Source organism: Staphylococcus massiliensis, from assembly GCF_043186315.1.
GTDB classification, from domain to species: Bacteria; Bacillota; Bacilli; order Staphylococcales; family Staphylococcaceae; genus Staphylococcus; species Staphylococcus massiliensis.
The window spans coordinates 1258271-1270554 of the sequence record NZ_CP171119.1 but is presented as its reverse complement, the minus strand read 5'-3'; the positions used below and the strand labels follow the sequence as shown (position 1 = coordinate 1270554).

Sequence of the window (12284 nt, the reverse complement as noted above, 5' to 3'; positions counted from 1 at the left end):
CCTTCTATATTTTTAATAATGCAATAGGGATTCCTTCTTCACGCTCGCTACTGTTAATTCTAAACCCCCAAGCAAACACACCTTTCAACCTTTCCACCTTGAAGAAGCCGTCCGTACCGTCATCGAGTGGATAAATGCGACCAATTTCAATTTTAGAACGATCGATTAGGTAGCTATTTGCAACGATGAGCTTACTTTGATAAACATCATACTCATTTAATATCCCATTCATTTCTGCTTTACGCATTTTCTCGCGATATTTACCGATTTCATCTCTAATTTCGTGTTCTGTCATCTCACTAAGCTTTTTATTCATCATCAACTCCACTTTCTTCTAAGATTTGATTAATTTGTTCCATTTGATACCCTTTTCGAAATAGCGCTTCTTTCGTCTTCAAATTAACCATTGCACCATCATATTTCTTAGCGTATTTCTTGTAATATTTTTCGAGGTCCTTCTGAAGCATTTGCTTCACAATATCTTCATCCATTGAAAAGTCCAATGCGTTCATAACCTCATTTATCGTTTCAAACGTGTAACCTTTCTGAATTAACGATTGTTTCACCTTAGTCTCAACCGTTTTAACAGGTCCTTTTTTCTGCTTTTTAATTTTTTCTGCTATGCTTACTATTTTATCAAATGGTTGTTCTTGTTCATATTTATTTACATACAAATCAACTAAATGATCTTCAATACCCGCTACAATCAACTTTTGCTTAAAGATTTGAGGACCTTTGTCCGTAGTATTAATCATCGTACGCATTAAACTTTGCGTATAATCATCATGGTTAATGTAACCTTCTTTAAGACATGTATGATTAACAGAATCTATAATCGACGGGTCGAATTCCTTCTTTAGGAGGTGCTGTTCAACCTCTTTAAGCGTACGTTTACGAATGGAGATATAATTAATGGCAGTATTGAGCGCCTTACGATACGTATCATGATGCTTGATATCTTGTAATAAAGCTTGATCAACATCCTGACCTTTACGTAAATTAAAGTGAACATATGTATCCATGTCGATACCAGTTACAAATTCACCATCAATATATAAATTAAAGCGTTCCTTATTACGCTTCTGAACTTCAATTTTAGTTAACTTTCCCATCATATCACTCCACTATAAAGGATAACTTATTATAAAGATAATTTAAATGTATCTTTTTTAAAAGCCCTTTAAATAACTATAGCCTAACTCAATTGAGATTCGAGTTAGGCCATAGACAACTTCTAAGAATGCATATGGCTCTCGCCTTATACGCCAAGTTGTTGTAACGCTTCGGTATACTGTTGATCATTAATATATTGTTCTTGCTTCATCTTCTCTAATGTAGATTTAACCCGATTGATGAAAGCTGGTGAATATTCTTGACTATCATATACGCTTGGTGCATTGATTTTACTTGCTAGAATCGCACTTTGTAGCACTGTGACTTTTGGTAACGATGGATTATTCTGATTCACCGTTGCACCAAAGTAATAGTTTGCTGCGGACTCTATGTCGTATTGATTATTACCATAATAAATATTATTCATATAATAACTTAGAATTTCGTTCTTATTATATTTCCGTTCAACACGAAGCGCTACAAAGAATTCTTTCAGTTTTCGCGTAATCGATTGTTCGTTATCATAGTAATAATTTTTAACTGTTTGTTGTGTAATCGTACTGCCACCTTGTAGGTTCTGAGTACGCACTGTCGTGAATAACGCTCTAAAGGTACCTCTTAAATCAAACCCGTTGTGGTCATTAAAGCGTCTATCTTCAAGCGCAATAAAGGCCCCTTTTGTATAATGCGGCATATCTTGGCTACTCACGAAGTTGGGCTTTTCCTCAAGGGACTTTAACTCATCCACATCTGCACGCAATGATAATAAATACATCGCGCCAACAAAGATGAGTCCTAGTATGAAGATAACTGCGAAGATACCGCCTAGAAATTTCATACCTCGCTTCTTACTAGGTGGTTGCCCTACTGGATGTTCGTACGTGTTGTAGTACGGTTCATCATAGCGCGCATCGTATTGTGCACGTGACGACTTGGCATATTTTTGTGATCGTTTCATGATTCGTCTCCTTAACGTAAGCTTTAACTTACGAACAATTTTCCCTTTTGTTAAAAGTCAAATCCTGTCAAAATGTAAGTTTCCTAAAATTTACATATTGTTGCTAATTTGTCATTTAAAACCATGTTTAGTTCCTCTCATTATAGGTAACTTTACCAGTAGTTAAGTGTATTTTCTATAGGAAATGAGAAATATCGGTCTATAGAACGAGCAAAAATTTAACTACACTTTCGGAAGGAGATTATTTAAATGGCTAAAATAAAAGCAAACCATGCTTTAATTAAAGCGCTTAAAGCTTGGGACATCGATCAAATCTTCGGTATTCCTGGCGATTCTATTGATGCTGTCGTTGACGGGTTAAAAGCGGCAGAAGAAGATATGAACTTTTATACAGTGAGACATGAAGAAGTAGGCAGTTTAGCTGCTGCAGCTTATACTAAAATCACTGGTAAAATTGGTGTTGCACTTAGTATTGGTGGACCAGGTGCAATCCATTTATTAAACGGTATGTATGATGCGAAATTAGACAACGTACCTCAACTTATCCTAGCTGGTCAAGCTGATAGCGATGTACTTGGCACTAAGGCTTTTCAGGAAGTGAATTTACCTAAATTATTCGAAGATGTAGCTGTATATAACAAGCAATTAAGTGATTCATCAGACGTGTTCGAAATTGTTAACGAAGCAATCCGCACAGCTTATGAGAAAAAAGGTGTGGCCGTGTTAACGTTACCAAACAATCTACTTAACACGAAGATTAAAGATACGACGCATCAAATGGTTGATAAATCATTTAAAGAACCTAAAAAACCTGAAGTGAGCCAAATTGAGAAAGCATCTGAACTGCTAGCTCAAAGTAAAAAACCTGTCGTATTAGTTGGTCAAGGTGTGGACCATGCACGTGACGAGGTTAAAACGTTCATTGAGAAGTTCAAGATTCCAGCTATCGTATCTCTACCATCTAAATGTATCATTTCAGATGATCACCCTTATAAATTAGGTAATCTCGGTAAGATTGGTACTAAACCTTCTTATCAAGCCATGCAAAGTGCCGACTTACTTATCTTAGCGGGTACCAACTACCCTTACGTTGATTACCTACCTAAGAAAGATATCCCTTGCATTCAATTAGACATTAAAGAAGAAGCAATTGGTCATCGCTTCAATGTAGATGCGCCTATTGTAGGAGATGCTAAAGTTGGACTTCAAGCGCTAATTGAAGCGACACCAGAAGTGCCTGAACGCGATTTCTTAAAAGAAATGGTGAACCATAAAGTAACTTGGGATAAATGGATGGCTGAAGATATGAAGAGTGAAGCTGAACCTATTCGTCCTGAACGCTTAATGCATGCCATTAATAAAGTTACGAATAAGGATACGATCTTCTCTATCGATGTTGGTACAGCAACAGTTTGGTCTACGCGTTATCTACAATTAGATGTAACGAATAAGTTTATTCTTTCTAGTTGGTTAGGTACGATGGGTTGCGGATTACCAGGTGCGATTGCGGCTAAAATCGCACATCCTGAACGCCAAGCAGTTTGTATTAGTGGTGACGGCGCATTCGCGATGGTTATGCAAGATTTCACAACTGCAGTTGAGTATCGTTTACCAATGGTTATCTTCGTACTTAATAACCAAGAGCTATCATTCATTAAGTATGAACAACAGGCTGCAGGTGAGTTAGAGTATGGCGTTGATTTCCATGACTTAGACTTTGCTAAGTTCGCTGAGAATTGTGGCGGTATTGGTTATACGTTAAAAGACCCTAAAGACATTGATGCAGTTGTTCAAACAGCATTCCAACAATCTAAACCAACGATTGTAAATGTTCATGTGGATCCTAATGCTGCACCACTTCCTGGTAAAATTCTTCCAGAAGAAGCTAAGAACTACATGAAGTGGATGTATCGTTCAATCACTGAAGATAAAGAACTTAAGATTGATGAACTACCTCCAATGTCCGAAGCAGTAAAACGCTTTTTATAAGTGAATTAAGAAAAAAATCGGCGGAACGCATGACGCGTTCCGCCTTTTTCAATGTCATTATTTAGTTGATTGACGTCTACTTAAAGCTACCATAGAGATACCTGCAATTAATAAGAAAGCACTAGCACCTACAAACCATGGTGTTACATGTTCACCTGATTCAGGTAATGTTTTATCTTGAGCTTGTTTCATTGCAGCATCGTCATGTATTGAAATTGAACGTTCAGCAACTGTTGTCTCATATTGGTCAAGTTGTCCTTTTTTAAGGTAATCCATAAATGCCTCGTTCATAGATTTTCCTTCTTTAAAGTTACGCTCAAACATATCGTAGCCGCCACCACCGCGAGCTGTAAAGTCGTCTGTAGCAACTTTATACGTACGCTCTAAGTTAAGTGGTTCAAAAGTGTTTGTTTCTTTATTTAATACTTCAATTTGGTTAACGCGTTCGCCGCTTGGTTTAGAGGCATCGTATTTAACGCGAATTGATTTAGAAATCTGTAAGAAGCTTCCGCTACTTTTTAGTTTAGGGTTGTCTAAGATGTTATGAACATCAGCATCTAAACTATGTTCGAATGCTTCTTTAACCGTTGAACCTTTTACGTCCATTTGAAGTACAGATGAACTACCATACGGCATGACATCTAATACGTCTTTCTTCGTGATATCACCAGGTTCGATGTTCTTTTGGATACTACCGCTTGTCATAAATGCAAAGTCAGTAGGTTCTTTAAATTTAACGTCTTCCATTGAATCTGCAATTGCGTTACCTAAGTTCGTTTCATGAGAGAAGCCTTTATCTTCTGGCTTCTCGAAAAGCACTTCATTACCCTTAACAAGAACTTCTGACGCTTCTTTTAAAAATGCTTTGTTAGCTTTATTAACTTGTTGTTCTAATTTCTTGTTAGGTTTGATATCACGTGTTTCAGCTTCTGGAATTAATGAAGCTTCTGGGTTCGTTGCTTGATCATTTTTGAAATCAAAATCAATTAAGCCAACGTTTGATAACCATTTGCCTGTTTGAACTAAAGGGTTACCTTTATAATATTCACCATTTTTAAGTACTGTGTGTGAATGACTGTCAATGACGTATACAGGCTTCTTGATTTCAGGATTATCTGTAAGGGCTTTTAATAAATGGTCACCGCGCTCGGCCTTTTCAGACGTATCGTTCACACCTAGATGAGATAACACGACGATGACATCAGATTGATCTTGGATATTCTTAATTTCTTCCGTGGCACTTTGAACAGGATCTTTGAATTCAACCCCTTCTAAACTGTCTAGACGTGTTAAATTTTCAGTTTCATCAGATGTTACACCAACAATACCGTAGTCTACATCGTTTTTATTCACGATTGTTGATGGCTTGAATGGACGCTTACCATCTTTATAAACATTTGTACTAATCATTGGTGCATTGATATTGTTCTTGATTTCCATTAAACGATCGAAACCAAAATCAAATTCGTGGTTACCTGGCGTAATCGCATCATAACCAATTTGATTGAATGCTTTAACCATTTCACGACCTTCTGTAGCATCTGATGGTGCATAACCTTGGAATGTGTCACCAGCACTTACCATTAAATCTGGTTTAACTTGCTCTTTCATTGTCTTAAGTTTAGGCATACCAATCACTTCGCCCTCTTCACTTAAGAAGTGACCGTGAATATCATTTGTATGCATGATGGTATGTTCGTCTTGAGACGCACCTTTTTCACTAGCTTCTGTGTATGTAATCGTTTGAGTTGATGCAAGTGCTAGAATCATTGCTGAAGAAGTTACAACTTTACCAATATTAGATTTCATAATGAACCTCCCAAAATTGTATTTCCAACTATCATTCTAGCACCATATAATTTATAAAATTTGTTTTTTAAGTTAAAAAGTTGTAAAAATCAAAATATCTCATTTATTGGTATATTAATCAAATATATAAAAAACTAGGGTTAAATGAGTTTATCTCATCTAACCCTAGTGGAATAATCTAATTTTTAATTTAATTAAGCTTCTAATTGTTTAGCAATTTCATGATTGAAATCATCTAAATCGTCAGGTGTACGGCTTGTTACTATGTTTTTATCTACAACTACTGATTCATCAACAACGTGCGCTCCTGCATTTGATAAGTCTTTACGGATGTTTAATACAGCAGTCATTGTACGTCCTTCTAGGTCATCTGTATCGATAAGAATTTGAGGACCGTGGCAAATTGCGAATACTGGTACATCATTAGTTGTGTAATATTTAGCAAAAGCACCAAAGCGACCTTCACTGTCACCACGTAGTAAGTCTGGCGCAAATCCGCCTGGTAATAATAAAGCGTCATAATCTTCTGCTTTAGCATCTGCAATACCTACATCTACTGTTACTTTTTCACCATGTTTACCAGTAACTTCTTCATTAGCGTTCTTACCAATCACGACAACTTCGTGACCAGCGTTTTCAATAGCTTCTTTAGGACTTGTAAATTCGATATCTTCAAATTCGTTATCTAATAATACTGCTACTTTTTTAGCCATTATAAAATCACCTTTCGTTTTAAAGTCTTACTATATAATTTTCCGTTAAAAGTGATTTCAAAACATAAGAAATTATGAACGACGTACGTGACTCATCTTTTCCTCTAATTGATCGAGTAATTTAATCCATTCATCAATATCATCAACATTAACTTGGTCAGGATCGACATGGTCGATATCCTCGATAAATTGGTTTAATTTCGTTTTAACTTGATCAATCGTTTGTGGTTCATCCATTTATGAACGCTCCTTTTTCTAGAATATACACTATCTTAACATGAATTTGACAAAAACGTACAAAATCCTAATAATTATCTGTGTAATTTATATTTAGGAGAATGTTCATGCCAATTAGAAATAAAAAACCGATTTCAATTTCAAATGATCCTTGGGAAGCTTATGTGGATCTTGAAAAGTACGGGGAACTTACGTTAAGTAACATTGAATTTACAACGACTAACCTGTGTAACATGCGTTGTAGTCACTGTGCGGTCGGTTACACGTTACAAACTAAGGACCCTGAATCCTTACCTATGGATTTAATATTTAGACGCTTAGATGAAATTGAAACATTAAGAACGATTTCTATAACTGGCGGGGAGCCAATGTTTTCAAAGAAATCAATTAAACAAATTGTTAAACCTTTAATCAAATATGCATATGAACGTGGCATCTATGTACAAATGAATTCAAATTTAACGTTGCCACTAGATCGTTACTTAGATATTGCTGAATATATTGATGTTATGCATATTTCACATAACTGGGGAACAATCGATGAATTTACTGAGGTCGGGTTTGGTGCTATGGACAAGCAACCCCCTTTAAAAGCAAAGTTAAAACTATATGACCAAATGTTATCGAATGCAAGTACATTATCAAGCCAAGGTATGTTTATTTCAGCTGAAACAATGTTAAACCAAAGTACGAAACCATATCTTGAAAAGATTCATAACGAAATCGTACACGATATGAAATGTAGTCGTCATGAGGTACACCCTATGTATCCAGTAGACTTTGCGAGTCAGTTAAATGTACTAAGTTTAGATGAAATGAAGGATTGCATGCATCATTTATTAGATATTCGTGACGAAGATGTATGGATGTTATTTGGGACGCTTCCAATTTATCCTTGTATCGATAATCCAAGTGATCAAGCATTAATGAAACGTTTAAATGAAGCGAAAAACGTTACTGTACGTAATGACCCTGATGGCAGAAGCCGTTTAAACGTGAATGTATTTAGCGGGGATGTTATTGTGACAGATTTCGGAGATGAAACAGGTTCAATTTCAAATATCCAAACTGATAATTTAAATGATGTCTTCAATAAGTGGCTAGCATCACCACTTTCTAAATCATTAAACTGTCATTGTCCAATGGTGAAATGCCTAGGACCAAACCTTTTAGTTAAAGATATGTATTACAAAGATACAGACTTTAAAGAAAAAGAACGCAAGATGCATGATAAATACCAACTTCAACATCATTAAACAAATAAAAGACGGTACCAAGATCCATTGCCAACAAACTCAACGAGTTACTAAGGCATATCTTGTACCGTCTTAATTTTATTCTTCTTGTGCTTTTGATTCAATTTCAGTTAAGAACTTAAGCGTCTTTTTACTTTCTTCACGACGTTCTTTGCGTCTTTTAACACGTATATCTGCTGTTTCATGGAACCATCTTTCAACTTCATTTTCAGGATAAACATCCGGAACTTCAGTCGGTTTACCATCTTCACCTAAAGCTACAAATGTTAGAAAGCTTAATGCTGCTAACTTTTTAACATCCTCTTCTACATCTTCAATAAAGATTTGAACACAAACTTCCATAGAAGATGTACCAGCATAAGAAACCATGGCTTCATATGAAAGGATATCACCTGTCATAATCGGTTTTAAAAAGTCTACAGAATCTGTTGAAGCCGTAACCACTTGATGACTACTATGCTTCATAGCAGTAATTGCTGCGATTTCATCGATATTTTCCATTAGTGTACCACCAAACATCGTGTGATGGTGGTTCGTATCTTGTGGAAATACTTGTCTACTTTTATAACTCTTTGCTGCTTTCATAGATTTACGTTTAGTCATCGTTTTCCCCCTATTTGCTATATGAGACAATTATGCCCAGTTACCTTTTACAAAGACAGGTTCTTCAGAGCCATCTTGTTTAACTCCGTAGATATTTAAATCTTGACTACCAATCATAAAGTCTACGTGAACAAGTGAATCATTTAAACCATGCTCAACCTTTTCATCTTCAGACATTTCAGTTCCGCCTTTTAAATTAAATGCGTAAGCAGAACCAAGTGCAATGTGGCATGAGGCATTTTCATCAAATAATGTGTTATAAAAAATTGTATTACGGTTTGAAATTGGTGAATCATCAGGTACTAAAGCAACTTCCCCTAATCGTTTAGCACCCTCATCAGTTTCAAGTAAATTTTTTAACACGTCGTAACCTTTACCCGCTTTATAATCAATTACGACACCGTCTTTAAATGTTAATTCAAAATCATCTATAATATTTCCATTATGGCTAAGTGGCAGCGTGTTTCGAACGACACCATTGACGCGCTTAACATCAGGTGCTGTAAATACTTCTTCTGTCGGTATATTAGCAACGAATGGTACGCCATTATCTAAATAGCTCGTTGCATGTTCCCATAAATGACCTTTAGGTAAACCAATCGTTAAATCAGTACCTGGACCTTCGTATCGTAATGCATCATATTCTTTTTCTTGAAGTTGATTCGCACGTGCTTTTAAGTTCTCAGCGTGCTTTTTCCAATTTTCGACTGGGTCATTACCGTCAACACGTACAATTTCATAAACATCTGCTAAAAACGTGTCGAACGCATCTTGATCGTCTTTTTCTGGATACACACGCTTAGCCCATTCTATAGATGGATAAGCAGCTACACACCATGGGAAATCATTACGCTGAGTCATCAACATAACTTCTTTAAATGCTTGTGCGCCACGCATTTGGGCTTTTGCTAACTTGTCTTGATCAATACCATTAAGTAAATCTGGATCTTCAGTTAGAATCGCTAAGTTAGCGGCACCTCTCTTGGCATAATCCATACGTTCATCTACGACATAATCCTTAACCTCTTGGTCAAAGAATGATACGTCCTCATATTCAAATTTAAGTCGTCCTAATTTACCATCTGCGTATTTAACCGCTACGTCCGAAGCACCTTTCTTATATGCTTCTTCAACAATGCGTCTTGTTAAATCTATTGCATCAACTGATGATCTAATGTAAACAGGTTGACCTTCTTGTACATTTAAACCTACATTAACGAGCAGTTCTGCATATTGTTGTAATTTATCTTGAGTTGCCATATGAAACCCCTCCTATTTTCTAAGTTGGCCAAGCGCTTCAGTAATCGCTGACATTTCACTTGGCGTAAAGTTATCCTTTGAAGACACAAATGAATGAATTTCTTCGATTTCACCTTTGTCTTCTTCTGAAAAGCTCTCTGGATCAAGTACGCCTTGATTAACGAGATTTAGACGTTCTCTGATATCAATAATCATATCTTCTATATTTTTAGCCATAAACGATCACCCTTTCAACGAATCATTTTACCAAAATGCACCACTTTTGAAAAATTTTTGTATTATTGACACATTTCTAGTTTGTATTTGGTTTAAAAAGACTTAAAATGGGGATATAAGTACATATGTATGGAGGATAATAAATGGTTACAGTAGCTTTTGTATGTCTTGGAAATATTTGTCGTTCTCCAATGGCTGAAGCAATTATGAAACACCGTTTAAAAGAAAGACATATAGATGGTATTCATGTTGAATCTCGTGGCACTGGAGAATGGAACTTGGGAGAACCGCCCCATCAGGGTACGAAAGACATTCTTGATCAACATCATATTTCTTACGATGGTATGATCAGTGAGTTGTTCCAACCTGATGATGACTTTGATTACGTTATTGCGATGGATCAAAGTAACGTTGACAACATTAAACGTATTAATCCATCACTAAAAGGTAAGTTATTTAAGCTTCTAGAGTTTAGTGACATGGATGAAACAGATGTTCCAGATCCATATTACACAAATAATTTTGAAGGTGTCTATGAAATGGTACAATCATCTTGTGACCATCTCATTGATTTCATAATAGAAGAAAGGGGAAAATCATCATGCAAAACAAATTAATTCCAGGAGTTGTAATTGGTGCGATTGTCGGAGGTGCGATTGCATTAGCTGACAAAAACACACGTCAATCTCTTCAAAAAAATTACAAAGACATTAAAGAAGGTAACTATGCTAAAAGTAACTCACAAGGTCCTTCTAAATTAACTCAAGTTAAAGATGAAGTTTTATATTGGAAAGATACTATCGAAGAAATTCGTCGTAACAATCCTGAATTAGAACGTTCAATTAAAGATGCTAAAGATACTTTCATCGAACGTAAAAACAACAAACAAATTGGTCTTTAATTTTTAAGTAATAAAACTATAGTTATGAGCAAGTAAAGGGTCAAGGCTTTGTTGTCTTGACTCTTTTGCATTGTCTATTTCAATAGTTTTTTTAAAATATTGAAAGGAGATAAAATATGTCGAAAGATAAATATGATTCGCATATAGACAGCAACAATGAAAGCAACATCAATGAAGGTAATAATCAAACACAAACTTTAAGCGACGAAGAAAAGAACAAAAAAGAAGGCCCTGAAAAAGGCCTTGAAACTAAAAAACGAATGGTATATCCAATTAAATTTAATACGAAAACATCTAAGAAAGATGATATTACATTCTTTACATCTAAGATTAATAAACCCGCTAAATATAAGCGTGGTTCAGGTATCTTACCTACATTAATTTATCGTATTGGTAAAGATGATGTATCAGGTTTAGCAGCTCAACTTGCTTATTACTTTATGTTATCGCTATTCCCAATGCTTATCTTCTTATTAACGTTACTACCTGTATTTCAGGTGGATACAAAGAAGATTACGAATTTAATTTCAGAAAATGCACCCGCTGATACAGCGAGCTTACTAACAGGTATTATTGAAGACGTTATGCAAAATGCTAGTGGTGGCCTATTATCATTTGGTTTAATCGCGGCACTTTGGTCTGCATCTAACGGTATGACAGCTTTAATGAACGCATTTAACGTAGCATATGATGTTGAAGATAACCGTAATCCTATCTTACTTAAGTTATTAAGTGTTGTATTTACTGTTATCATTAGCTTAGTATTAGCAGTTTCAATGGTTCTACCAGCATTCGGTCAACAAATCGGTGCCCTTTTATTCGGTCCGTTAGGTCTTGACTCAGCGGTTAGATGGGTATTTAGTATCGTGCGATTCTTATTACCATTTATCTTATTACTTGTAGTATTCTCAACACTTTACGCTTTAGCACCTAACATTAAAGTTAAATTACGTTCTGTATTACCAGGTGCCCTATTCACAAGTGTAGTTTGGATCTTAGCTACATTAGCATTTGGATTCTTCGTATCAAACTTCGGTAACTATTCTAAAACTTATGGTAGTATCGGAAGTATAATCGTTCTGATGTTATGGCTATACTTAACAGGCTTTATCATTATCTTAGGTGCTGAGCTTAATGCAATCATCCACCAACGTAAATATGTTAAAGGTAAAGTTCCTGAAGAAGAACAGTTTGATGACATCCTTAAGACATATAAAAAATAATTGGAG

Annotated in this window: 14 protein-coding genes; 5 read left to right on the top strand and 9 right to left on the bottom strand. The window is 35.6% G+C overall.

Annotation, left to right across the window (positions count from 1 at the left end):
• Window positions 1–4: 4 nt before the first annotated feature.
• From ACF3N8_RS06095 to sgtB, 3 genes are all read right to left on the bottom strand, one after another.
• On the bottom strand, window positions 5–319 hold the full coding sequence (locus tag ACF3N8_RS06095; protein WP_039990825.1) for a YfhH family protein: 315 nt from the start codon (window positions 317–319) through the stop codon (window positions 5–7).
• Entirely contained in the window at window positions 309–1112 is an 804-nt protein-coding gene (recX, locus tag ACF3N8_RS06090) for a recombination regulator RecX (RefSeq protein ID WP_009384021.1), read from the bottom strand. Before recX ends, ACF3N8_RS06095 begins: the two co-directional genes overlap by 11 nt.
• Before the next feature lie 146 nt (window positions 1113–1258).
• On the bottom strand, window positions 1259–2071 hold the full coding sequence (gene sgtB, locus ACF3N8_RS06085) for a monofunctional peptidoglycan glycosyltransferase SgtB (protein ID WP_009384022.1): 813 nt from the start codon (window positions 2069–2071) through the stop codon (window positions 1259–1261).
• Between the two features lie 249 nt (window positions 2072–2320).
• Here sgtB and ACF3N8_RS06080 point away from each other — a divergent pair, with 249 nt between their 5' ends.
• Entirely contained in the window at window positions 2321–4060 is a 1740-nt protein-coding gene (locus tag ACF3N8_RS06080) for a pyruvate oxidase (RefSeq protein ID WP_238094248.1), read from the top strand.
• A gap of 57 nt (window positions 4061–4117) precedes the next feature.
• Here the strand turns inward: ACF3N8_RS06080 and ACF3N8_RS06075 are convergent, their stop codons facing one another.
• The 3 genes from ACF3N8_RS06075 to ACF3N8_RS06065 form a co-directional block, all read right to left on the bottom strand.
• On the bottom strand, window positions 4118–5869 hold the full coding sequence (locus ACF3N8_RS06075; protein WP_238094247.1) for a 5'-nucleotidase C-terminal domain-containing protein: 1752 nt from the start codon (window positions 5867–5869) through the stop codon (window positions 4118–4120).
• A gap of 194 nt (window positions 5870–6063) precedes the next feature.
• Complete coding sequence (locus ACF3N8_RS06070) at window positions 6064–6582, bottom strand: type 1 glutamine amidotransferase domain-containing protein (protein ID WP_009384025.1); 519 nt, start codon at window positions 6580–6582, stop codon at window positions 6064–6066.
• Between the two features lie 72 nt (window positions 6583–6654).
• The gene (locus ACF3N8_RS06065; protein WP_009384026.1) at window positions 6655–6819 is read right to left on the bottom strand and encodes an SE1561 family protein; all 165 of its coding nucleotides are present in this window, start codon (window positions 6817–6819) and stop codon (window positions 6655–6657) included.
• Window positions 6820–6932: 113 nt separating this feature from the next.
• On the opposite strand from ACF3N8_RS06065, the gene yfkAB reads away from it, so the two are divergent.
• The gene (yfkAB, locus tag ACF3N8_RS06060; protein ID WP_193765465.1) at window positions 6933–8075 is read left to right on the top strand and encodes a radical SAM/CxCxxxxC motif protein YfkAB; all 1143 of its coding nucleotides are present in this window, start codon (window positions 6933–6935) and stop codon (window positions 8073–8075) included.
• Between the two features lie 78 nt (window positions 8076–8153).
• Here yfkAB and ACF3N8_RS06055 read toward each other — a convergent pair whose 3' ends face one another.
• The 3 genes from ACF3N8_RS06055 to ACF3N8_RS06045 are packed head-to-tail and all read right to left on the bottom strand — an operon-like array spanning window position 8154 to window position 10154.
• Window positions 8154–8678: an acyl-CoA thioesterase gene (locus ACF3N8_RS06055; RefSeq protein WP_238101031.1), complete on the bottom strand. Its 525-nt coding sequence runs from the start codon at window positions 8676–8678 to the stop codon at window positions 8154–8156.
• Window positions 8679–8708: 30 nt separating this feature from the next.
• Window positions 8709–9938 (bottom strand): aminopeptidase, encoded by a 1230-nt coding sequence (locus ACF3N8_RS06050; RefSeq protein ID WP_238101030.1) that lies wholly within the window; start codon window positions 9936–9938, stop codon window positions 8709–8711.
• Between the two features lie 12 nt (window positions 9939–9950).
• A complete protein-coding gene (locus tag ACF3N8_RS06045; RefSeq protein WP_238094244.1) occupies window positions 9951–10154 on the bottom strand; it encodes a DUF1128 family protein in 204 nt (67 codons plus the stop codon).
• 143 nt (window positions 10155–10297) lie between these two features.
• Here ACF3N8_RS06045 and ACF3N8_RS06040 point away from each other — a divergent pair, with 143 nt between their 5' ends.
• From ACF3N8_RS06040 to ACF3N8_RS06030, 3 genes are all read left to right on the top strand, one after another.
• Window positions 10298–10771, top strand: a complete 474-nt coding sequence (locus ACF3N8_RS06040) for a low molecular weight protein-tyrosine-phosphatase (RefSeq protein WP_009384031.1) — start codon at window positions 10298–10300, stop codon at window positions 10769–10771.
• The gene (locus ACF3N8_RS06035) at window positions 10756–11055 is read left to right on the top strand and encodes a YtxH domain-containing protein (RefSeq protein ID WP_009384032.1); all 300 of its coding nucleotides are present in this window, start codon (window positions 10756–10758) and stop codon (window positions 11053–11055) included. Before ACF3N8_RS06040 ends, ACF3N8_RS06035 begins: the two co-directional genes overlap by 16 nt.
• 116 nt (window positions 11056–11171) lie before the next feature.
• Complete coding sequence (locus ACF3N8_RS06030; RefSeq protein WP_009384033.1) at window positions 11172–12278, top strand: YihY/virulence factor BrkB family protein; 1107 nt, start codon at window positions 11172–11174, stop codon at window positions 12276–12278.
• Window positions 12279–12284 lie beyond the last annotated feature (6 nt).